Source organism: Streptomyces sp. NBC_01283 (assembly GCF_041435335.1).
GTDB lineage: Bacteria > Actinomycetota > Actinomycetes > Streptomycetales > Streptomycetaceae > Streptomyces.
Genome location: NZ_CP108430.1, coordinates 1,929,068 through 1,950,188, shown reverse-complemented (window position 1 = coordinate 1,950,188; position 21,121 = coordinate 1,929,068). Strand labels below are relative to the sequence as shown.

Annotated in this window: 19 protein-coding genes and 1 tRNA gene; 8 read left to right on the top strand and 12 right to left on the bottom strand. The window is 71.8% G+C overall.

What is annotated here, in order from left to right; all coding sequences use genetic code 11:
- On the top strand, positions 1 to 879 hold the full coding sequence (sucD, locus tag OG302_RS08895) for a succinate--CoA ligase subunit alpha (RefSeq protein WP_371526262.1): 879 nt from the start codon (positions 1 to 3) through the stop codon (positions 877 to 879).
- 128 nt (positions 880 to 1,007) lie between these two features.
- Positions 1,008 to 2,561: an aldehyde dehydrogenase family protein gene (locus OG302_RS08890; protein ID WP_371526261.1), complete on the top strand. Its 1,554-nt coding sequence runs from the start codon at positions 1,008 to 1,010 to the stop codon at positions 2,559 to 2,561.
- 31 nt (positions 2,562 to 2,592) lie between these two features.
- Here OG302_RS08890 and OG302_RS08885 read toward each other — a convergent pair whose 3' ends face one another.
- The gene (locus tag OG302_RS08885; protein WP_371526260.1) at positions 2,593 to 3,927 is read right to left on the bottom strand and encodes a DUF2254 domain-containing protein; all 1,335 of its coding nucleotides are present in this window, start codon (positions 3,925 to 3,927) and stop codon (positions 2,593 to 2,595) included.
- A gap of 140 nt (positions 3,928 to 4,067) precedes the next feature.
- On the opposite strand from OG302_RS08885, the gene OG302_RS08880 reads away from it, so the two are divergent.
- Positions 4,068 to 4,155, top strand: a tRNA-Leu gene (locus tag OG302_RS08880).
- A gap of 77 nt (positions 4,156 to 4,232) precedes the next feature.
- On the opposite strand, the gene OG302_RS08875 is transcribed toward OG302_RS08880, so the two are convergent.
- A complete protein-coding gene (locus OG302_RS08875) occupies positions 4,233 to 4,385 on the bottom strand; it encodes a hypothetical protein (protein ID WP_371526259.1) in 153 nt (50 codons plus the stop codon).
- Positions 4,386 to 4,805: 420 nt separating this feature from the next.
- On the opposite strand from OG302_RS08875, the gene OG302_RS08870 reads away from it, so the two are divergent.
- Both OG302_RS08870 and OG302_RS08865 read left to right on the top strand, forming a co-directional pair.
- On the top strand, positions 4,806 to 5,282 hold the full coding sequence (locus OG302_RS08870; protein WP_371750065.1) for a MarR family winged helix-turn-helix transcriptional regulator: 477 nt from the start codon (positions 4,806 to 4,808) through the stop codon (positions 5,280 to 5,282).
- A 210-nt stretch (positions 5,283 to 5,492) separates the two neighbouring features.
- Positions 5,493 to 6,173, top strand: coding sequence for a response regulator (locus OG302_RS08865; protein ID WP_371526258.1), 681 nt, complete (start codon positions 5,493 to 5,495; stop codon positions 6,171 to 6,173).
- Between the two features lie 25 nt (positions 6,174 to 6,198).
- On the opposite strand, the gene OG302_RS08860 is transcribed toward OG302_RS08865, so the two are convergent.
- Positions 6,199 to 7,062: a hypothetical protein gene (locus tag OG302_RS08860; RefSeq protein ID WP_371526257.1), complete on the bottom strand. Its 864-nt coding sequence runs from the start codon at positions 7,060 to 7,062 to the stop codon at positions 6,199 to 6,201.
- A gap of 126 nt (positions 7,063 to 7,188) precedes the next feature.
- Between OG302_RS08860 and fes the strand changes: the two genes are divergently transcribed.
- Entirely contained in the window at positions 7,189 to 8,478 is a 1,290-nt protein-coding gene (gene fes / locus OG302_RS08855; protein WP_371526256.1) for an enterochelin esterase, read from the top strand.
- On the opposite strand, the gene OG302_RS08850 is transcribed toward fes, so the two are convergent.
- The 9 genes from OG302_RS08850 to OG302_RS08810 all read right to left on the bottom strand — a co-directional run bounded on the left by OG302_RS08850 (position 8,382) and on the right by OG302_RS08810 (position 18,786).
- Entirely contained in the window at positions 8,382 to 9,059 is a 678-nt protein-coding gene (locus tag OG302_RS08850) for a 4'-phosphopantetheinyl transferase superfamily protein (RefSeq protein ID WP_371526255.1), read from the bottom strand. The two genes, fes and OG302_RS08850, sit on opposite strands and share 97 nt — an antisense overlap.
- Positions 9,056 to 9,259, bottom strand: coding sequence for an MbtH family NRPS accessory protein (locus OG302_RS08845; RefSeq protein WP_371526254.1), 204 nt, complete (start codon positions 9,257 to 9,259; stop codon positions 9,056 to 9,058). The genes OG302_RS08850 and OG302_RS08845 overlap by 4 nt, the downstream gene beginning before the upstream one ends.
- Positions 9,256 to 13,140 (bottom strand): amino acid adenylation domain-containing protein, encoded by a 3,885-nt coding sequence (locus tag OG302_RS08840; protein ID WP_371526253.1) that lies wholly within the window; start codon positions 13,138 to 13,140, stop codon positions 9,256 to 9,258. Before OG302_RS08840 ends, OG302_RS08845 begins: the two co-directional genes overlap by 4 nt.
- A complete protein-coding gene (locus tag OG302_RS08835) occupies positions 13,137 to 13,367 on the bottom strand; it encodes a phosphopantetheine-binding protein (protein ID WP_371526252.1) in 231 nt (76 codons plus the stop codon). The genes OG302_RS08840 and OG302_RS08835 overlap by 4 nt, the downstream gene beginning before the upstream one ends.
- A gap of 1 nt (position 13,368) precedes the next feature.
- Positions 13,369 to 14,001: an isochorismatase family protein gene (locus OG302_RS08830; protein WP_371526251.1), complete on the bottom strand. Its 633-nt coding sequence runs from the start codon at positions 13,999 to 14,001 to the stop codon at positions 13,369 to 13,371.
- 107 nt (positions 14,002 to 14,108) lie between these two features.
- A complete protein-coding gene (locus tag OG302_RS08825; protein WP_371526250.1) occupies positions 14,109 to 15,734 on the bottom strand; it encodes a (2,3-dihydroxybenzoyl)adenylate synthase in 1,626 nt (541 codons plus the stop codon).
- Positions 15,731 to 16,951: an isochorismate synthase DhbC gene (gene dhbC / locus OG302_RS08820; protein ID WP_371526249.1), complete on the bottom strand. Its 1,221-nt coding sequence runs from the start codon at positions 16,949 to 16,951 to the stop codon at positions 15,731 to 15,733. The genes OG302_RS08825 and dhbC overlap by 4 nt, the downstream gene beginning before the upstream one ends.
- Before the next feature lie 39 nt (positions 16,952 to 16,990).
- The gene (locus OG302_RS08815) at positions 16,991 to 17,794 is read right to left on the bottom strand and encodes a 2,3-dihydro-2,3-dihydroxybenzoate dehydrogenase (protein ID WP_371526248.1); all 804 of its coding nucleotides are present in this window, start codon (positions 17,792 to 17,794) and stop codon (positions 16,991 to 16,993) included.
- Complete coding sequence (locus tag OG302_RS08810; protein ID WP_371526247.1) at positions 17,791 to 18,786, bottom strand: ABC transporter substrate-binding protein; 996 nt, start codon at positions 18,784 to 18,786, stop codon at positions 17,791 to 17,793. The genes OG302_RS08815 and OG302_RS08810 overlap by 4 nt, the downstream gene beginning before the upstream one ends.
- 210 nt (positions 18,787 to 18,996) lie before the next feature.
- Here OG302_RS08810 and OG302_RS08805 point away from each other — a divergent pair, with 210 nt between their 5' ends.
- Positions 18,997 to 20,016 (top strand): FecCD family ABC transporter permease, encoded by a 1,020-nt coding sequence (locus tag OG302_RS08805; protein ID WP_371750064.1) that lies wholly within the window; start codon positions 18,997 to 18,999, stop codon positions 20,014 to 20,016.
- A gap of 11 nt (positions 20,017 to 20,027) precedes the next feature.
- Positions 20,028 to 21,119: a FecCD family ABC transporter permease gene (locus OG302_RS08800; RefSeq protein WP_371750063.1), complete on the top strand. Its 1,092-nt coding sequence runs from the start codon at positions 20,028 to 20,030 to the stop codon at positions 21,117 to 21,119.
- Positions 21,120 to 21,121 lie beyond the last annotated feature (2 nt).

The window sequence follows — 21,121 nt, the reverse complement described above, 5'->3', positions numbered from 1 at the left end:
ATGGCGATCTACCTCACCAAGGAGAGCAAGGTCCTCGTCCAGGGCATGACCGGCGCCGAGGGCATGAAGCACACCCGCCGCATGCTCGCGGCCGGCACGAACGTCGTCGGCGGCGTCAACCCGCGCAAGGCGGGCCGCACCATCGACTTCGACGACCGCGCCGTACCCGTCTTCGGCTCGGTCCGTGACGGCATGAAGGCCACCGGCGCCGACGTCACCGTCGTCTTCGTGCCGCCCGCCTTCTCCAAGGCGGCGGTCACCGAGGCCGCCGACGCCGGGATCGGTCTCGCCGTGGTCATCACGGAGGGCATCCCCGTGCACGACGCCGTCGCCTTCCACGCGTACGCCAAGGAGCGCGGCACCCGCGTCATCGGCCCCAACTGCCCGGGGCTGATCACCCCCGGGCAGGCCAACGCGGGCATCATCCCCGCCGACATCACCAAACCCGGACACGTCGGCCTGGTGTCGAAGTCCGGAACGCTCACCTACCAACTCATGTACGAACTGCGCGACATCGGATTCTCCACCTGTGTCGGCATCGGCGGCGACCCCGTCGTCGGCACCACGCACATCGACTGCCTCGCCGCCTTCGAGGACGACCCCGAAACCGAACTCATCGTCCTCATCGGCGAGATCGGCGGCGACGCGGAGGAACGCGCCGCCACCTACATCCAACAGGCCGTCACCAAGCCCGTCGTCGCCTACATCGCCGGATTCACCGCACCCGAGGGCAAGACCATGGGGCACGCGGGAGCCATCGTCTCGGGCTCGTCCGGCACCGCACGCGCGAAGCAGGAGGCCCTGGAAGCCGCCGGGGTACGGGTCGGTGCCACGCCGACCGAAACCGCCCGCCTCGTTCTCAACCAGCTCGGGGCGTGATGTCACTCATAGGTGGCAGGGCCTTACTGCACTACCGTCCCCCAGCACACACGGACCGCGAAACGAGCGGTCCCGCACGAGCCATGTACCTCCCGCCCCGACTGTGCACCGTGAGCGGAGACACCCGAATGGCATCCACCCTCACCCACCCCCTCGTCCTCAAAGCGGGTACGGCCTGGGCCGACGCCTGGCAACGCTGCCTGGCCGTCGCCCCCGAGGCCTTCCGCGACGACCGCGTGCTCAACCTCTGGAACGGCACCTGGCAGGCGGACGGCCGCGCCCTGCCCGCCACCTCACCCGTCGACGGCAGCCCCATCGCAGGGCCGCCGCGCCTCGACGCCGCCACCGCCCACCAGGCCGTACGCGCCTCACTCGACCAGCACCGGGCCTGGCGCCACGTCCCGCTGGACGAACGGCGCGCCCGCGTCGCCGCCACCCTCGACGCCCTCACCGAGCACCGCGAACTGCTCGCGCTCCTCCTCGTCTGGGAGATCGGCAAACCCTGGCGGCTCGCCCAGGCCGACGTCGACCGGGCCATCGACGGCGTGCGCTGGTACGTCGACGGCATCGAGCCGATGATCGAGGGCCGGACCCCGCTGGACGGCCCGGTGTCCAACATCGCGAGCTGGAACTACCCGATGAGCGTGCTCGTTCACGCAGTGCTGGTACAGGCACTCGCGGGCAACGCGGTCATCGCCAAGACCCCGACGGATGGCGGCGTCGCCTGTCTCACCCTGGCCTGCGCGCTGGCAGCCCGCGAAGGGATCCCCGTCACCCTCGTGAGCGGCAGCGGGGGAGAACTGTCCGAAGCGCTGGTACGCGCACCGGAGATCGGCTGCGTCTCCTTCGTCGGCGGACGTGACACGGGCGCCGCGGTCGCCACCGCCGTCGCGGACCTCGGCAAGCGGCACATCCTCGAACAGGAAGGACTCAACACCTGGGGCATCTGGAACTACAGCGACTGGGACACGCTCGGTGCCGTCATCCCCAAGCTCTTCGACTACGGCAAGCAGCGCTGCACCGCGTATCCGCGCTTCGTCGTCCAGCGGGGCCTCTTCGACGAGTTCCTCGCCGCCTACCTCCCGGCCGTGCGCACCCTCCGCGTCGGCCACCCGCTGGCGGTCGCGCATGCCGAAGACCCGTTCCCGCAACTGGACTTCGGCCCGCTGATCAACGCGGCCAAGGCCAAGGAGCTGCGCGACCAGGTGACGGAAGCGATCGACCGCGGTGCCGTGCCGCTGTACCGCGGCGCGCCGGTGGCGGACCGCTTCCTGCCGGGCCAGGACACGGACGCGTACGCCCATCCCGTCACGCTCCTCAACCCGCCCCCGTCATCGCCGCTGCACCACGCGGAGCCGTTCGGCCCGGTCGACACCATCGTCCTGGTCGACACGGAGGCGGAGCTGCTCGCCGCCATGAACGCGTCGAACGGAGCGCTGGTCGCCACCCTGTCCACCGACGACACCGCGACGTACGAACGCCTCGCACCGCAGATCCGCGCCTTCAAGACCGGCCACGGGAAGCCTCGCTCGCGCGGGGACCGGGACGAGCTGTTCGGCGGGTTCGGCGCGTCCTGGCGCGGCGCGTTCGTCGGCGGCGAGCTGCTGGTCCGCGCGGTCACCCATGGCCCTGCCATGGAACGGCCGCCGGGGAACTTCCCCAGCTACCACCTGATGGCGTGAGGCCCCGGCCGACCGGGCATCGGAGAACGGCCTAACCGATGCCCTGCCGGTCGGGCCGCAGGGCGAACGCGCGGTCCGCGGCCTCCGGGACCGTGCGTTCCACCTCCCGCTCAAGCAGCTCGCGGTGGCGCAGGAGGGGCTCCCTGCGCTCCTCGGGCGCGAGCCGCAGCAGGTCGTCCAGGCCCGCCAGCATGCGCCGGACGACCTGCGGACTGCCGACCGCGCACCCCCGGATCTCGGCGAACCCCAGATCCACCAGCGCCGTCCAGTCCGGCACGGGCTGCACCATCCGCACCGCCCCGCACCGGTCACGGTGGCGCAGGGCGCCCAGGGGATACGCGGCCACCGACGCCAGGAACTGGATGATGCGGTCCAGGGCCTGGACGGCGGTGGTCGGGTCGTTGACCGCGGGGGACAGGGCCCGCAGCGCGATGTCGGCGAGCTGGCGCAGACCGAAACCGAGGTCCTGGTGGAAGGTGCGCTCCACGCCCACCGACACCGTGTACCGCAGCGCGCGCCGGGGCGGCGCCGCCCCACCGTGGACGGTGAACACCGGCGTGCCCGGCACCACGAAGTCGCCGATGCGGGGCAGCAGCCGCAGCACCACACCGTGGCGCCTGGCCGCACGCACGACGCGGGCGATGTGCACGTCCCGCAGCACTCCGGCCCGCCCGTGATGAATGATCCGGGCGGTGGCGGGGCCGAGGCGTTCGTCGTCCACCGCTCCCTCGGTCGGATGCTTCAGGGCCATCCGGAACGACTCCCGGGCGATCCGGTCGATGACGAAACCGATCCGCATCATGCGGAGGGTTCCGTTCACGTACGCGACGAAGAGCAGCAGGCTCAGGAAGACCATCGCCATCGCCAGGAGTGACTCGATCAGCGGCACGCTCGTCAGGAGACGCGGATCGCTCTCGCTGTCGAAGGACGTCAGCGTCATCAGCGAGAACAGGAACGTCGCCAGGAAGACGGTGAGCGTGATCTTGGTGATCCGCGACCTGATGTACAGCCGGACCACCCGCGGGCTGAACTGCCCGCTCGCCATCTGCACGGCCACCAGCGAGATGCTGAAGACGACACCGATGAAGGTCATCATGGCCGAGCCGATGGTGTTGATCACCGCCTTCGCGTCGTCGGCGATCTTCATCAGACTCTCGACGGTGTCGTAGTCCCCGGCATCCCTTGCCGCCGCCACGAGCCGGCTGTCCAGCTCCGCCGCCACCAGCCACAGCACCATGGCCCCGATCAGACCGGCGGTCGGCGCGAACCACATGGTGTCCCGCAGATGCTCGCGCAACGGGGACAGCAGCCGGGGCCGCCGCACCTTCACGTCACCGAACACTCCCGTAATCAACCCGTCACTCATGGTGAGACTGTAGATGTGGCGGCACGGGCCGCCGGGCATCCGCCCGGCGGCGCACGGATACGCAGGTGAAAGGCACTCCGAAAGCTTGGTATTGTTGTCCATGTCGCCGCGGGGAACACCCCGCGAACGACAGACACCTTGTCCGGGTGGCGGAATGGCAGACGCGCTAGCTTGAGGTGCTAGTGCCCTTTATCGGGCGTGGGGGTTCAAGTCCCCCCTCGGACACCAGCCAGAACCCCACGGCCTCTCTGAGGCCGTGGGGTTCTGTCATGCTTCGAGCTGGAAGCGGTCGTCCCACCGTGGCTTCAGCTGGTCCGCACCACTGCCGCGTCGGCCGCCTCCGGCAGCTCCCTGACCGCCGACTCGATCTCACCGAGCCCCACGCGGTAGCCGCGGATCTTCACCTGCCCGTCGGCCCGGCCCACGACGACCGGACGGCCCTGTGCGTCCAGTCGCACCAGATCTCCCGTGCGGTGGACGCGGTCACCCCCGTCGGGCAGCGTGCCGAACGCGGCCGTCGCGTCGGGAAGGTTGAGGCAGCCGCGGGCGATGCCCTCCCGCTGATGAGTAGCTCGCCCAGGCCCTCGGCCGCCTGCCCGGCATCCGTGCGGTCGACGGTCAGGAGGGTGCCCGGTATCGGGTGGCCGATCGGCAGCGGATCGTCCGGCGCGTACCCCTCGGACGACTCCGTTCGGAATTCCGGCACGGCGGTCCGCGCACCGGTGAATCGGGTGACAGGCGAGGAACTGAGTGACAGCCGCAGAAATGCTAGAGGCGTGACCGCGGTCCTTCAGCAGGGCCATGATGTGCCCTATGCATGCAAAGTGTATGATGCATATATCGAGTAGAATGTCTGCATGGACAAGCCCGGTCGCCGTATGGACAAGCCCGCAGGACGCACGGAGAAGCCCGTGCGGAAGGTCGAATTCGAGACGATGCTGCTCGGACGGCACTCGCATCTGTTCAATCCCCGCACCCGCTCGTCCGGTGGGCGCCTCGACCGTAGCGCGTACATCCTGCTCAGCCGCATCCAGATGGACGGCCCCATGTCCATCGGCCAGCTCACCGAAGCTTTCGGCCTCGACGCCTCCACCCTGAACCGGCAGACCGCGGCCATGATGCGCGGCGGGCTCGTCGAGCGCATCCCGGACCCCGACGGCGGCATGGCCCGCAAGTTCCGCATCTCCGCCGAGGGCACACGGCAACTCGACGCCGACCGGGCCGAGTACACCCAGGGCCTGGAGAAGGTCATGGACGACTGGTCGCCGGAGGATGTGGCGACGTTCGCCGGCTTCCTGCAGCGCTTCAACAGCGACATCGAGCGCCTGGAGGGGCACCCCTGGCCGCGCCCGTAAGGGCCCCGGTCCGCACCGGGGGCAATTCTCGCCGGGTCGCCCGTGTTTCGCACGAGCGGCCCTGTGTCGCGCCGGGACGCCGCGTCGTCGACCGTGGATCAAGGTCGTTGATGGCAGAGTTCGACGATCACCAGATGGCAGCGCCGTGCGGCGCTCCGTCACCGCCCACCTGCCGCCGCACCCCGAGAACCCGGAAGAGAACCGCACCACATGACCCTCCGCGTCCTGCTTGCCGACGACCAGGCCCTCCTCCGGGCGACCTTCCGCACCCTGATCGACTCCTGCGACGACATGGAGGTGGTCGCCGAGGCCACCGACGGCGAGGAGGTCCACGGACTCACCCGGACCCACCGCCCCGACCTCGCCCTCATGGACATCCGCATGTCCGGCACGGACGGCCTGGCCGCCACCACCCGGATCTGCACCGACCCGGACCTCACCGCGACCCGCGTCCTCATCCTCACGACCGGCGAGACCGACGAGCACGTCGCCCGTGCCCTGCACGCCGGCGCGAGCGGATTCCTCGGCAAGGACGTCGGCGTCGACGAACTCCTCGGCGCGATCCGCACCGTGGTCGCGGGCGATTCGCTGCTCTCCCCGCCGGCCACGCGCGCCCTCATCACCCGCTTCCTCGCCACCCCCGGCCCCGACGGCCACCTCGCGCCGCCCGAGAGCCTCGCCGCGCTCACCGCACGCGAGCGGGAAGTGATGGCCCTGGTCGCCGAGGGAAAGGCCAATGACGAGATCGCCGACGCGCTCCTCACCAGCCCGGCCGCCGTGCGCACCCACGTCCAGTGCGCCATGACCAAACTCGACGCCCGCGACCGCGCCCAACTGGTCGTCATCGCCTACCAGTCGGGCCTCGTCCGCCCCACGCCGCCCCTCTGCTGAGTTCAGGGCCGCCCGGACCCGTCCCTCACTTCTTGAGCCCGTCCATCGTCACGCGCGTGTCGGACTTGAGCATCTCCTCGACCTCCGTGGCGGTCGGCGGCTTCGTCTTGCCGTCCGAGCCGCCGTAGTAGCTCCAGCGCGTCTCGATGGTGAACCAGCCCTCGCGCACGGCGAGCGTCATGCCGTTGAGGTCGTCATCGCCCGAGCCGCTCCTGTCGGTCACCAGGTAGGCCTCGTCGCCGATGCCGCTCACGGCCTTGGTCTTGTAGGTGTACGTCTTCTGCGACTGGTCCTCGTAGGCCTTCTGCTCGGAGGCGAACTCGCCCTCCGGGTCGGTCGCCTTGTGCCAGCGGGCGGTCGAGTAGACGTAGATGCTGGAGTACGAGTCGGCGGCTGCCTCCGGGTCCTTGAGCTTGCGGCTGCAGTAGCTCATGTCGAACCCCTTCTGCCGCGAGCCGTAGTGGGTCGTCGAGGTGGCGTCCGTGTCGATCTCGTACTTCTTCTTGAAGCCGTCGAGCGGGGAGACGTCGCAGAGATCCTTCGTGTACTGGTATCCGGCGAGGTCCGCCTTCGCGCCGTCGCCGCCGTCGGAGCCGAGGTTGCCGGTGGCGAAGAGGGCCCCTGCCCACAGGGCCGACGCGACCACGACACCGCCGAGTCCCCACACCCAGCCGGGCGTGGGCTTACGCGGACCGGCCGGGGGCGCGGGCGGTGCGGGCGGCTGGCCGTAGGGACCCGGCTGCTGTCCGTACGGGCCCGGGGGCTGGCCGTAGGGCTGCGGCGAGCCCTGTGGCGGCACCGCGCCCGGGGGCTGCTGGTACGGATTCGGTGTCTGCTGGTACGGGTTGGGCTGATTCGGCTGGTTGGGCTGGGGGTTCGGTATCGACATGGCGGCAATGTACCGCTGGTCCGAGGGCGGCAGGACCCGGCCCGGCCCTGGTCGCCCCAGGGATGACCGGCTCAAGTAAGGTCACCCTTAGCTATGTGCACGCAGTGAACCCCTGGAGGCTCCCCCATGCCGCTCACCGCTCCTCCCGCCGGGGCGACCCGTCGGCCGCCCCGCATCCCGCGGCCACGGCCCGTCGAGCGCGCGGACAGTGCGTGGGTGGAACGGGCCGTGGAGCGAGGGGATTTCTGGGGCGCCGTGCGGGACGCGGGCGGTGCGCCGGTCGTCGAGCCCGACCCCGAGGGCGACGACGGGCATCGGGTGGTCACCTTCCTGTGGCGCGGCACGGACGCGACCCGCACCGTCCTCGTCATGCCGAACAAGATCGTCGACCCGCGTGACATGGCGCCCAACCTGATGGAGCGGGTGCCGGGTACGGACATCTGGCACTGGTCGATCCGGATGCGTGCGGACTGGCGGGCGACCTACAGCCTGTGCGTGGACGAGGGCGACGGCCCGAGCACCGACGCCGAGTACTGGCCGTGGCTGCGGCAGCAGCAGCGCACCGACCCACTCAACTCGCGCACGCTGCCACGACGTTGGGGCGGTTCACCGAACTCGTACGTCGAGCTGCCGCAGGCACCGGCGGGCGACGACTGGCAGCGCCGCGACGGCGTCGCGCGCGGCACCGTCAGCACCCACACCGTCCGCAGCGAACTGCTCGGCAACGAACGGCGGGTGCACCTGTACGAGCCGCCGGGCGGCGCTAGCGACCTGCCCGTCCTGGTGCTCATGGACGGCGAGATGTGGCAGCCGGGCCTGGATGTCGCCGCCCTCCTGGACAATCTCATCGCCGACGGCCGCATCCCGCCCCTGGCCGCCCTGCTGCCCGAATCCCTGAGTGCCGACCAGCGCTGGGCCGAGCTCGCCTGCAACGAACGGTTCGTCGGGTTCCTGGAGACCGAGCTGTTGCCCTGGGCGGGCGAACGGCTGTCCCTGACCGCCGATCCGGCACGCACCGTCGTCGCGGGCCAGAGCCTCGGCGGCCTCACCGCCGCCTACGCCGCCGTGATCGCGCCGGGCCGGTTCGGCCGCGTCCTGGCCCAGTCGGGTTCCTTCTGGTGGCCGGACGGCCCCGACCTCGCACGCTCCGAGTGGCTGACCGGGCGTATCGCCGAGAGCGAGAAGCTGCCCGTCCGGTTCTGGCTGTCGGCCGGTGAGCAGGAGTGGGTCGCGCTGCCCGCCATGCGCAGGCTGCGCGCCACCTTGCGGGAGAAGGGGTACGAGGACGCCGTGTACCGCGAGTTCAACGGCGGGCACGACTACCTGTGCTGGCGCACCGAGCTCGCGGACGGGCTCGTGGGGCTGCTCGGCGCGCGGTCCACGGGGGAGTCAGCGGTGGAGACCGCCGCCGCATAACCCTCGGGGACGGCCACGTCCCGCACCGTCCAGCCCCGCACGCCGACGGGCTCGACGCCCGTCCCCACCAGCAGCGACGCCGTTCCGCCACCGGCGAGGCCCTCGCCCGTCCCCTTGAGGCACGCTTCTTTGCGCGTCCAGCAGCGGGCGAAGGCCAGGGGGCGTTCCGTGGCGGGGAGCCCGGCCAGTTCGGCCTGCTCCTTGGGGTGCAGCGACCCGGCCGCGTCGGCCACCACGCTCGCGGACGGCAGCCTCTCGACATCGACGCCGACCGGCCGGTCCGCGAAGGCGAGCAGGGCCAGGCCGTCCGTGTGGGACAGCGAGAAGTGCGGGCCCGCCCCTCCTGCGACGGCGGGGCGGCCGTGCGGATCACCGCACAGCGGGCACGGCAGCCGCACCAGCTCCACCGCCGCCGGGCCGACGCCGAGGTGCGCGCCGAGCCGCCTGCGCAGCGCGGTGTGCGCCGCCGCGTACAGCTCCTGGTCGGCGGGGCGCCGCAACGCCGCCGCCCGGCGCCGCTCCTCGGCGTCGAGGAGCGACACGTCGAGCGGGGCCGGGCGGACCAGGTGGAGCTGCGTCACTCGGGCGGATCCTGCAGCCGGGCGACGCAGCGGCCGTACGTCTCCGGGCCGTACACCGAGGTCCAGCCCTCGGGTGCGGGGCGGAAGACCGGCCACAGGGAGTACTCGCCGAGCGCGTTCTCCAGGATCAGATGGGTCGGCTCCTCGTCCGCGCCGGTGTCCGTGCCGACCGGGTCGAAGGGGCCGGGTGTCGTCGTCATGCGTGGTCCAGCTCCTTGAGGCGGGCGGCGAGGACGGCACAGACCTCGTCGAGGCGGCGCGGCTGGGTCAGCTCCGGGTGCAGGCAGTCCACGTCGTGGTTGCTGATCGAGCCGCCGACGTACGGCGCCCAGGCCTCCCTGGTCAGCCAGTCCTCGGCGCGCGGCGCGGCCGCCGTGAAGAACAGGGCGTCGCCGTCGAAGGGTCGGTGGTCGTGCTCGCGCATCAGGCGGGCGTTGTTGACCACGATGCCGAGGACCGCGGTCAGCGTCCGGTCGGGCAGGCCCGCAAGCGCGCTGCCCTCGCGCTGCAGCGTGGCAAGTACCTCCTCGCGGGTCATCTCGTCCGTCCGGTCGTAGCCGGCCATCCGCAGCAGCGCCGCCAGCGCGTCCTGCTCCTCCGGCACGGCGGCATCGCGCCACTGGTCGGAGGGATAGGCATCGAGCAGTGCGAGCAACTCGACCTCCTCGCCCGCCTCTTGGAGCAGCACGGCCACCGTGTGCGCCAGGACACCGCCGACCGACCAGCCGATCAGCCGGTAGGGGCCGTGCGGGCGGACGGCGCGCAGTGCGTCGACGTACTCGGCAGCCATCTCCTCCATCGTGGAGGGGAGTTCGCCCCCGCCGTGCAGGCCGCGCGCCTGGAGGCCGTACACCGGCTGTTCCGGGTCGAGCCGCGAGAGCAGCCCCGAGTAGCACCAGCTCATGCCGCCCGCCGGGTGGAACGCGAACAGCGGGGTGCGGTCGCCGCCCGCGCGCAGCGGGAGCAGCACGTCCAGGGAGCGGTCGGCCTCGCTGTGGTCCGCGTCCAGGTGGGCGGCGAGCGCCGCCGGGGTCTGCGCCTGGAAGAGCGTGCCGATGGTGAGCTCGGCGCCGAGCGTGTCACGCACCCTGGCGACCAGGCGGGCCGCCAGGAGCGAGGTGCCGCCGAGGTCGAAGAACGCGTCGTCCACGCCGAGGTGGGGCACGCCGAGAACCTCGGCGAACAGCCGGGTGAGCGTCTCCTCGCGGTGACCACTGGGCACCCGGCCGCCGTCGCCCGAACCCTCGAAGGAGGGGGCGGGCAGGGCGCGCCGGTCCAGCTTGCCGTTCGGGCTCAGCGGGAAGTCGTCGAGGACGAGGATCGCGCCCGGCACCATGTAGTCGGGCAGCGTGCGGGCGAGCCGGGTGCGCAGCTCCTCGGGGTCGGGGACGGCTCCGGAGTCGGACGTCACGTACCCGACGAGCCGCTGGTCGCCCGGCCGGTCCTCGCGGACCAGGACGCTGGCCGCACTCACCGTCTGGTTGGCGGCCAACTCGGCCTCGATCTCGCCCAGTTCGATGCGCAGTCCGCGCAGCTTCACCTGATGGTCGGTGCGGCCCAGGTACTCGATCTCACCGTGCCCGGTCCAGCGCGCCAGGTCACCCGTGCGGTACATGCGGGTGCCGGGCGGGCCGTAGGGGTCGGCGACGAACCGGGACGCGGTCAGTTCGGGGCGGCCCAGGTACTCGCTCGCCAGCTGGGTGCCGGCCAGGTACAGCTCGCCCTGGATGCCGGGCGGGCACGGCTGGAGCGCCGCGTCCAGGACGTACAGGCGCGTGTTCCAGACGGGCTTGCCGATCGGCACCGGGCCCGAGGCGTCGGTGGCGCACGGGTGGTACGTCACGTCGACGGCCGCCTCGGTCGGGCCGTACAGATTGTGCAGCGGTACGCCGTCCAGGACGCGTCCGAACTCCCGCACCGTCTCGCGCGGCAGCGCCTCGCCGCTGCAGAAGACGTGCCGCAGGCCCGCGCAGTCCGCGGCGGCAGGCTCGGCCAGGAACACCTGGAGCATCGACGGCACGAAGTGGCAGACGGTGACACCCTGTTCGCGGATGACGCGCGCCAGATACGCCGGGTCCTTGTGGCCGCCGGGCTCGGCGACGACGAGCGTCGCACCCACCCGCAGCGCCCAGAAGAACTCCCACACCGACACGTCGAACCCGGACGGCGTTTTCTGCAACACCCGGTCACCGGGCGAGAGTTCGTACGTCGCCTGCATCCAGCGCAGCCGGTTGTCGATCGCCGAGTGCGGCACGGCGACACCCTTGGGGCGGCCGGTCGAACCGGACGTGTAGATGACATAGGCGGGGTGGTGCGGCGTGAGCGCGCGCGGCGGGTCGTACGAGCCGTACGGCGTCGTGTCCAGGGTGTCCAGGGCGACCAGCGGCACACCCGAGGCGGGCACCCGGCCGGCACGGTCGGCGATCACGCAGGCCGGCCCCGCGTCGTCCAGCATGTACGCGAGACGGTCCGCCGGATAGTCCGGGTCCAGCGGGAGGTAGGCGCCGCCCGCCTTCAGCACGGCGAGGAGTGTGATCACCAGGTCCAGGGAGCGGGGCACGGCGACCGCCGCGAGCGCGCCCGGACGTACGCCGACCTCGATGAGATGGTGGGCCAGGCGGTTGGCGCGGGCGTTCAGCTCGGAGTAGGTGAGCTCCTGGTCCCCGAAGACCAGGGCGGTGGCGTCCGGGGTGCGGACCGCCTGGCCCTCGATCGGGCCGATCAGGGTGGTGGGCGGCACCGGGTGCGCGGTGGCGTTGAACTCCTCGACCACCAGGGCGAGTTCGGCGCGGCGGGCGATCGTGTGCTCGGCCAGCGGGAGGTGCGGGCCCGCCTCGGCGACGCGCTCCAGGAGCTCCATGAAGCGCGCCTGGTGGACGCCGAGTTCGTCCGGCTCGTACAGGGCGGGGTTGCCGTCGTAGTCGATGCGCAGGCCACTGCCGTCGGCGCGGTCGTAGACGTTGACCGTGAGGTCGTCGACCGGGCCCGCGGAGAGGTTGTGGGCGTCCGTGCGGGCGCCCGCGAAGGTCAGGCCGTAGTCGAACGGCATGACGTTGACCAGCGGCCCGACCAGCGAGCGCCCCTCGCCGAGCAGGCCCAGGTCGCGGCGGATGTCCTCGTAGCGGTAGCGCTGGTGGCGGCGGGCGGCGCGGATGCCGAGCACCACCTGCCGGGTCAGCTCCGCGAAGGTCGCCTGCGGGGTCACCGTGAGCCGCAGTGGCAGCACGTTCATCACCATGCCGGGCACGCGAAGCGCCACCGAGCCCATGCGGCCCATCATCGGCAGGCCGAGCACCACCTCGGCGGAGCCGGTGGCCCGGGAGACGTACAGCGCCTGCGCGGCGACGAGCACCTCCGGCCAGGTCGCCCGCATCGAGGACGCCACTTCCCGCAGCCGTGAGGTCGCCTCGGGGGAGAGGCGGGCGCTGCGGCGGTGGAAGGAGCGGGACGGCAGCGCGGTGCGCCCCGCAAGATTGGGGGCGTCCGGGCGGTCGGCGAAGGCACCGTCCCAGTACCTGCGGTCCGCCTCGAACGTCTCCGACGAGCGGTACGCGGTGTCCTCGGCGACCAAGTCCTCAAGGCGCCCGAAGGGGCTCGCGCCCGGCTCCTCGCCCGCGGCGAGCGCGGTGTAGATCTCCGCGGTGCGGCGGGCGAGCAGCGAGTAGCCGAAGCCGTCCATCACGATGTGGTGCACCCGCTGGTACCAGAGCCACCGCTCGTCGTCGACGCGGAACAGCGCGTGCGCGAACAGCGGCCCCGCCGCCAGGTCGAACGGCGTGGCCAGGTCCTCGCGCATCCACGCCTGCGCGTCGGCGTCCGGGTCGGCCGCGGCCCGCAGGTCGCGCACCTTCAGGGGCAGCGTCGGTTCGACGACCTCCAACTGGTGCGGCCCTTCGGCCCCTTCGATGATCCGCACGCGCAGCGCGTCGGCCTCCGACACCACCTGACGCAGCGTCCGGGCGAACAGCGACGGGTCGATGGGACCGTGTATCTCCAGGCACTCGGCCGTGTTCTGGGCCGGGCTGCCGGGGTCGAGCGCCTGCGCGAACCACATGCCCGACTGGGCAGCGGTGAGCCTCATGCCGAGGCTCCCAGAATCGGCGCCCAGGCCTCGATGGCGGGCTGCTCGGCCAGGTCCACGAAGGTGGCGCTGATGTCGTGCTCGCGGCGCCAGCGCTCGATGAGCGACATGATGCGCACCGAGTCGAGGCCGTAGTCGACGAGGTTCTCGTCGAGGGGGATGTCGGCCGGGTCCTCGCCGAGCACATCGGCGACGTCGGCCCGTATGAGTTCCACGCTGAGCGCCATGTCAGATCCCCTTCAGAACCGTGTCGGTGGTGGTGACGACCGCGCACCGGCCGGCCGCGTACCGCAGCGCCATGTCGTGGTCCTCGCGGGAGAAGTCGGCCACGGCGTCCGCCACGACGAACGCCTGCACGTCACGCATCCACGCGTCGCAGGCCGTCATCAGGACGCCGATGTGCGCGTACACGCCGACGATGACGAGCTGGTCCCGGCCCGCCTCGCGCATGCGCTCATCGAGGTCGGTGCGGACGTACGCGCTGTACTTCCACTTCGTGAGCACGGTGTCGCCGGGCTCCGGCGCGACCGGGCCCGCGATCGCCTTCGCGTGTTCGTCGTCGGGCAGCCCCGGCCCCCAGAAGTCCTGCTGGAGTCCGCGCTCGGCGGGCGACTGGCCGCCCGGCTGCGCCGAGTACATCACCGGGACACCGGCCGCACGCGCCGCCTTCGCCAACTCGCCGACGTTGGACAGGAGTTCGGTCGTCGGTGAGGTGTCGGGGGTGTACGCGGTCAGGAAGTGGTTCTGCAGGTCATGGACGAGCAGCACCGCCCGCCGCGGGTCGATGGTCCACGCGACCCGGTTGTCGGGCAGCTCGTCGGGCGAGGGCATCGGGTACGGCGTGACGGCGGGGAGCGCCATGGTGGGGGCCTTTCGGGAACTCAGGAAAGCGGGGTGGATCGGGGTGCTCCGGGCAGCGGTCAACTGTCCGGAGCGGGCAGTTGACCGTTACCCGGAGCGGGCAGGGGTCAGCTGCCCGGCGCGGCGGCGGTCGTCCGCTGGTCCTTCTTGCTTATCTTGCCGATGCCGGTCTGCGGGAAGGCGGTCACGAACTCGACCCGGTCGGGCACCTTGTACGCGGCGAGACCGCGCTCCCGCACGAACTTCTTGATGACGACGGGCTTCAGCGGTTCGGCGTCCGCGCGCAGGATCACGTACGCCAGGGTCCGCTCGCCGAGGTACTCGTCGGGGACGGCGACGACCGACACGTCATGGACGTGGGGGTGGGCGAGGATGATGTTCTCGACCTCCTCCGGCGCGATCTTCTCGCCGCCGCGGTTGATCTGGTCCTTCGCCCGGCCCTCCACCACCAGATGTCCGGTGGGGGTGCGGCTCACGATGTCGCCGGTGCGGTAGAAGCCGTCGGCGGTGAACGAGCGGGCGTTGTGATCGGGTGCGCGCCAGTAGCCGCGGATGGTGTACGGGCCGCGGGTCAGCAGATGGCCCGCCTCGCCGTCCGGCACCTCCTGGTCGAGGTCGTCGACGATGCGGACCTCGTCGGCCGGGGAGATCGGCCGGCCCTGCGTGGTGACGATCGTCTCCGCCGGGTCGTCCAGACGCGTGTAGTTGACCAGGCCCTCGGCCATTCCGAAGACCTGCTGGAGCGTGCAGCCGAGCGCGGGCGCGACCCGGCGCGCCGCCGACTCGCTGAACTTCGCGCCGCCCACGAGGAGCACCTCGAGGCTGGAGATGTCGTACGGCGTGCTGCGGCCCGCGTCGGTCCACACCAGGGCGAGCGGCGGCACCAGACCGGTGATCGTCACCCGCTCGCGCTCGATGAGCGGGAACGCGGTGTCCGGGTCGGGCTGCGGGCACATCACGACACGGCCGCCCGCGTAGAGCAGACCGAGCGAACCGGGCGACGACAGGGGGAAGTTGTGGGCCGCGGGCAGCGCCACGAGGTAGACGGAGTCCTCCGTCACGCCACAGATCTCGTTCGAGCCCCACAGCGAGTACATGTAGTCGTCGTGGGTGCGGGGGATCAGCTTGGGCACGCCGGTGCTGCCGCCCGACAGCTGGAGGAACGCGAGGTCGGACGGGGCGGGTCCGTCGATCTCGACCGGCTCGCGCGGCACGTCGGCGAGCGCGGTGTGCTCGCCCGGGTCGCCCACCACGAACACCTCGCGCAGCGTCGCCACTTCGGCGCGGACCTTGGACGCCAGGTCGCGGTGGTCGAAACCGCCGAACCGGTCCGGGATGACGTAGGCGACGGCCTCGGTGAACTCGCAGAAGTAGTGGATCTCCGTCTCGCGGTGCGCGGGCAGCGCGAAGACCGGCAGGGCGCCGATCCGGAACAGTGCGAAGATCACCTCGAAGAACTCGGCGACGTTCGGCAGCTGGACGACGACCCGGTCGCCCTTTCCGATGCCACGGGCCACGAACCCGGCAGCCAACTGATCCGCACGCACGTCGAGTTCGCCGTACGTCCAGTTCCGCTCCCCGTCGGTGATCGCGACCCGGGCGGGGTGGGCGTCGGCGCGCTCGCGGAGCATGCCGCCGAAGGTCTCGCCGCGCCAGTAGCCGGCGGCGCGATACCGCTCGGCGAACACTTCGGGGATGGGTGGCGCGTCTCCGCGGATGTCCGTCGTCGTCATCGGTCGACTCCCACCGCGTCCAGGAACGTACGGAACTTGGCGCCTGTCTCGGCGCGTTCGGCCTCCGGCGACGAGTCGGCCACGACGCCCGCGCCCGCGAACAGCCGCAGCCGTCCGCCGCCGCCCCGCGTCTCCTCGGCCTCCGCGCAGCGGATCGTGACGACCCACTCGCCGTCGCCGCGCGCGTCGCTCCAGCCCACCATGCCGGTGTAGTGCCCGCGGCCGAAGGGCTCAAGACCGCCGATCACGTCACGGGCGTGCCCGGTAGGGGTACCGCAGACGGCCGGAGTCGGGTGCAGGGCCGTCGCCAGTTCCAGCGCGGAGGTGGCGGGTTCGGCCAGCTCACCGGTGACGGTCGTCGACAGGTGCCACATGGTCGCGGTGCGGACCAGGGTGGGCCGCTCCGGCACGTCCAGGTCGGTGCAGAAGGGGGCGAGCGCCTTGTGCACGGCGTCCACGACGACGGCGTGCTCGTGCAGGTCCTTCGCCGATTCGAGCAGCGCGGCGGCCCGGCGCACGTCCTCGGCGAGATCCGCCGAGCGGGGCGTCGAACCGGCCAGGGGGTTGGCGGTCAGGCGATTGCCGTGCCGGGAGACGAGCAGCTCCGGGCTCGCGCCGAGAAGGGTGCGGCCCTCGCCCGACGGCACGGCGAAGGAGTAGCCGAGCGGGTCACGGCGGGCCAGGCGCTGGAGCATCGCGGGCAGGTCGAGCGGGCTGTCCGTGGACAGCTCCAGGGTGCGGGCGAGGACGACCTTGTCGAACTCGCCGCTCTTCATGCGCGCCACGGCGGCTTCGACCGACGCGGCGTACTCCTCACCGGAGGGCACCTCCCGCACCCGCCAGCCGCCTGCCGAGGCGGGCGGCGGGGTGGGCAGCGCCACGAGCGGGTCGGTGCGCAGTGCGGGCGCCCAGCGCGCCGCTTCGGGCACGGCGAGCACGGCGGGCTCGGCCGGGTCGAACGGTATGGAGCCCACCACTACCGGGGCCTGGTTGCCCGCGCGCTGCTGCGCGTCGAGAGTGGCGGCGACCCGCTCCGTCAACGGCCGCTCGTCGTGCGGGACTTCGGCGGCCGTGCCGTGGGCGAGGAGGGTGCGGGTGGGCGACGCGAAGAACCGGGTGTCGCCGGGTCGGTAGGCGTCGAGCAGCGCGGTCGCGGCGCCGACGGCCCCGGGGGTGGTGGGGGCGGCGGCTGCGACCACGTCGTTGGGGGGTGTCACGGATGACTCCTCGTCAAGTAGGGGAAGGCGGCGCGGTGTTCAGGCGCGCAGGGTGGCGCCGCCGTCCACGTACAGGTCGTGCAGGGTGATGTGCCGGGCCCGGTCGGAGACCAGGAAGGCGACCGCGTCGGCGATGTCGGAGGGGTCGGCGATCCGGCCGAGCGGAATGCCGACCCGGTACGAGTCCGGGTCGCCGTCGATGACGCGGGCCGCGGCCTGCTCGTGGTCGCCCGTCCACAACTGCCGCTGCATGTCGGTGTGGGTGGAACCCGGCGACACGACGTTGCAGCGCACGCCGTCGCGGGCGACCTCGAGGCCGAGGCATTTGGTGAACATCGTGGCCGCGGCCTTGGACGCGGCGTACGCGGCCATCTGGGTGCGCGGCACCCCGGCGGCGTTCGAGCCGACCGTCACGATGGAGCCCCTGCCCCGCGCGCTCATGCGGCGGGCCGCCGCGCGCGAGGTGTGGAAGACGCCGTTCGTGTTGACGGCGAAGGTCTCCGCCCAGTCGGTGTCGGTGAGTTCGACGACCGGGGCGGGCCTGAGGATGCCCGCCACGTTCACGAGGATGTCCAACGGCCCGGCGGTGCGCTCGACTTCCTCGAACGCCGCGTCCACGGCCGCCGAGTCGGTGACGTCGAGGACCATGCCGGTGATCCGGCCGCCCTCCGTCCGCTCCTCGGCGTCCGTCTGCTCCTTGACGTCGGGCGACCGGTCGGCGGCCACGACCCGCGCGCCGCGCTCGGCGAGCGCGTGGGCCACGGCCTGTCCGATGCCGCGGCCCGCGCCGGTGACCAGGGCCACCCGTCCCGCGAGCTCCGGGCCGGTTATGCCGGAGGTCACTTGCCCATCGCCTTCTCGACGTCCTCCAGGACGGAGACGGCGGCCTGCGCGCCGCCCAGGCTGGTCCACTTCGATCCGTCGATCTCGGTGGTGTGGTTCTTCTTGACCGCGTCGAGCTGCTTGTAGGCGGCCTTGCCCTTCAGTTCCTTGAAGAGGCCGGCGTCCGGACCGGTGGAGCCGAGGGTGCCGATGAACAGCCAGTCGGCGTCGATCTGCTTGAGGTCCTCGTCGCTGAGCGGCGTCGAGTGGCCCTCGCCCTTCTTGTTCTGGATGCCGGGCCGCTTGAAGCCGAGGTCCTTCAGGACGTCGGAGATGAACACGCCCTGCTGCATGACGGCGGTGCCCTTGGCGGAGTAGCGCGCCACGGAGACGCTCGCGCCCGCGTTGTCGCCGAGGTTCTTCTTCACGTCGGCGGCCTTCGTGTCGTAGTCCTTGAGGAACGCGCTCGCCTCGTCGGACTTGCCAAGGACCTTGCCGGTGATCTCCAGGGACTTCTTCCAGTCCTTGGTCCGGTCGATCGTCACGACCGTCGGGGCTATCCCCTTGAGCTGCTTGAGGACCTGCTGGTCGGCGAGCTGCCCGGCGAGAATGACGTCCGGCTTGGCCTGCAGGACCTTCTCCACGTCGGGACCGGTCACCGCGCCGACGACCGGGATGCCCTTGGCCTGGTCGGCCAGGTACTCGGGGGCGCCCTTCTGGCCTCTGCCCGCGGAGAGGCCGACGGGCTTGACCTTCAGGGCGAGGGACGAGTCCAGGTCCATCTCGCTCAGCGCGATGACCTTCTTGGGGTTGGCCGGAACCTTCACCTCCGCACCGGAGGCGTCGGTGACGGTGACGGCCGCGGCGTTTTTGGCATTGCTGCTGGAGTCGGAGTCGTCGGACGAGTCCGAACCGCAGGCGGAGAGGGTGAGCGCGGAGGCCAGAGTGAGGGCCGCGACCGCGGTCAGCCGGGTGCGCGGGGAGTGGTTCGAGGACATGTCCGTGTTCTCCATGCTTCAGAGTCCGGTGGTCAGGCCGGACATAAGGGTTGTCTCTGGCCGCGTCGGGGCATGACGAATCGCCCCTGAAGGAACAGGGAGTTCGCCGCCACCCCGACTCGGGGCTCCAGGTCAAGGTTAGGTTAGGCTAACTTCATGTTGGTTGCGCAAGGGGGGCCGGTCCCAACGTCCGGATCCAGACCTCCGATACCGGACTTGGCGAAGATGCATCGCCCCACGCTGTGGGCGGCCGCCGCCCTCGTTGTCCTGCTCCTGTCGCTCGGCCTCCTCTCACTCCTGGTCGGGTCCGGGTCCACGCCGATGGGCCGCGCCTGGGACTTCCTCACCGGGGACCCGTCCGCGCGGGCCGACGCCCAGATACGGCTCGCCGTCATGGACGTACGCCTCCCGCGTACGCTCGCCGGCGTCCTGGTCGGTGTCGCCCTCGGCGCGGCGGGCTGCCTCCTGCAGGCCGTCACCCGCAACCCGCTCGCCGAGACGGGCCTCCTCGGGGTCAACTCGGGTGCGGCGCTCGGCGTCGTGATCGGACTCACCTACTTCGAAGTGACCTCCGCGTACGGCGTGTTGGTGTGGGCCCTGGCCGGCGGCATGGCCGCCAGTGCGGTGGTGCTGCTGCTCGCCGCGTCCGGCCGGGCCGCGGGCTCGCCGCTGCGGCTGGTCCTCGCCGGATCGGCGCTCGGAGCGACCTTCCACGGCATGACGTCGTACGTCCTGCTCGGCACGCAGTCGACCTTCGACACCTACCGCTACTGGACCATCGGTTCGCTGGCCGGCATCAAGACCTCCGAGACGTACCCCCTGATGCCGCTGATCGCGGCCGGGCTTCTGATCGCCTTCTGCTGCGTACGCCCGCTCTCCGCGCTCGCGCTCGGCGACGACAGCGCACGCTCGCTCGGCCACCACCCGGGGCGCATCCGCCTGATCGTCGCCGCGGCGGTGACACTCCTCGCGGGCTCCGCGGTCGCCCTCGCGGGCCCCATCGCCTTCCTCGGCCTCCTCGCCCCGTACGCCGCCCGAGCGGTCACAGGCCCCCGGATGGCGGGCCAGTTGGTGCTCTCCGCGCTGGTCGCCGCGAACGTGATGATCGCCGCCGACCTGCTCGCCAGGATCGTGATCCGCCCCTGGGAGACCCCGGTCAGCGTGCTCCTCGCCTTCATCGGCGGACCGTTGCTGATCTGGATCGCCCGGTCGCAGCGGATGTCCACGGCGGGGGTCGCCGCGTGAGCACCGAGCGCATGCCCGAGGCCGGGCCCGGGTCATCGGCCGACATCACCCCGCCCGACATCCTCCCGCCCGACTCCACCGCCGTACGCGTCGGGGCCTTCTCCTGGCTCTTCCCCTACCGCAGCGCCCTCGCCGCCGTCGGGCTCACGCTGCTCATCGGGGTCGTCGTCGCGTTCGCCACCTTCGCCAGCTCCACCGGGATGAGCTTCTCCGACAGCCTCTCCGGGCTCCTCGGAACCGGCGACTCCGCCACCGTCATGCTCATCCAGGACTTCCGCCTGCCCCGGATCGCCGTGGGGCTCATGGTCGGTGCGGCGCTCGGCACCGCCGGGTGCCTGACCCAGACGCTCGCCGGGAACCGGCTCGCCACCCCCGACATCATCGGCGTCAACGAAGGCGCCACCGCGGCCGTCGTCGCCTCCGTCGTCGGCTCGTCCACCGGGATGATCGGCGACTGGTGGCTCGGGCCCCTCGGAGCCGCCGCCGCGGCCATGGTCGTCGTCGCCTGCGCGGGCGGCGCGGGCAGCGGCGGATACCGGATCCTGGTCGTCGGCATCGGCGTCTCCACCGTCATCGGCGCCGTCACCGACCTCGTCATGTCCCGCGAGAACGACAACACCGCGGGCGGCGTCTTCCTCTGGACCGTCGGCTCGCTCAGCGGCCGGGACTGGAGTGTCGGCACGCCCCTGTCCCTGATCCTGCTCGTCCTGGTCCCGCTCTCCCTCGTCGCCGGAAGCCGCCTCCAACTCCTGCGCTTCGACGACGACATGGCGGCCACCCTCGGCGTCAACGTCCGCCGCGTCCGCGCCGTGACCCTCGCGCTCGCCGTCGCCCTGTCCGGCGTGGCCGTCGGCATCGGCGGCCCCATCGCGTTCGTCGCGCTCGCCGCACCCGTCGTCGCCACCCGGCTCAGCGGACCCACCCGCGTCCCCGTCATCGGCTCGGCCCTGGTCGGCGCGGCCCTCGTGGGCGCCGCCGACGCGCTCGGCCGCGTCGTCGCCCCCGTGGAGATCCCCGTCGGCGTCATCACCAGCGTGCTTGGCGGACCCTTCCTCCTGTGGGTCCTCTTCGGCAAGAACTCCGAGCAGACCGGAAAGGCCTGACC

What these genes read in the sequence shown, in the direction of transcription:
- sucD (WP_371526262.1), top strand. Translation starts at nt 1, where the DNA reads ATGGCGATCTACCTCACCAAGGAGAGCAAGGTCCTCGTCCAGGGCATG.
- OG302_RS08890 (WP_371526261.1), top strand. Translation starts at nt 1,008, where the DNA reads ATGGCATCCACCCTCACCCACCCCCTCGTCCTCAAAGCGGGTACGGCC.
- OG302_RS08885 (WP_371526260.1), bottom strand. Translation starts at nt 3,927, where the DNA reads ATGAGTGACGGGTTGATTACGGGAGTGTTCGGTGACGTGAAGGTGCGG.
- OG302_RS08870 (WP_371750065.1), top strand. Translation starts at nt 4,806, where the DNA reads ATGGACAAGCCCGCAGGACGCACGGAGAAGCCCGTGCGGAAGGTCGAA.
- OG302_RS08865 (WP_371526258.1), top strand. Translation starts at nt 5,493, where the DNA reads ATGACCCTCCGCGTCCTGCTTGCCGACGACCAGGCCCTCCTCCGGGCG.
- OG302_RS08860 (WP_371526257.1), bottom strand. Translation starts at nt 7,062, where the DNA reads ATGTCGATACCGAACCCCCAGCCCAACCAGCCGAATCAGCCCAACCCG.
- fes (WP_371526256.1), top strand. Translation starts at nt 7,189, where the DNA reads ATGCCGCTCACCGCTCCTCCCGCCGGGGCGACCCGTCGGCCGCCCCGC.
- OG302_RS08845 (WP_371526254.1), bottom strand. Translation starts at nt 9,259, where the DNA reads ATGACGACGACACCCGGCCCCTTCGACCCGGTCGGCACGGACACCGGC.
- OG302_RS08840 (WP_371526253.1), bottom strand. Translation starts at nt 13,140, where the DNA reads ATGAGGCTCACCGCTGCCCAGTCGGGCATGTGGTTCGCGCAGGCGCTC.
- OG302_RS08835 (WP_371526252.1), bottom strand. Translation starts at nt 13,367, where the DNA reads ATGGCGCTCAGCGTGGAACTCATACGGGCCGACGTCGCCGATGTGCTC.
- OG302_RS08830 (WP_371526251.1), bottom strand. Translation starts at nt 14,001, where the DNA reads ATGGCGCTCCCCGCCGTCACGCCGTACCCGATGCCCTCGCCCGACGAG.
- OG302_RS08825 (WP_371526250.1), bottom strand. Translation starts at nt 15,734, where the DNA reads ATGACGACGACGGACATCCGCGGAGACGCGCCACCCATCCCCGAAGTG.
- OG302_RS08810 (WP_371526247.1), bottom strand. Translation starts at nt 18,786, where the DNA reads ATGGAGAACACGGACATGTCCTCGAACCACTCCCCGCGCACCCGGCTG.
- OG302_RS08805 (WP_371750064.1), top strand. Translation starts at nt 18,997, where the DNA reads ATGCATCGCCCCACGCTGTGGGCGGCCGCCGCCCTCGTTGTCCTGCTC.
- OG302_RS08800 (WP_371750063.1), top strand. Translation starts at nt 20,028, where the DNA reads ATGCCCGAGGCCGGGCCCGGGTCATCGGCCGACATCACCCCGCCCGAC.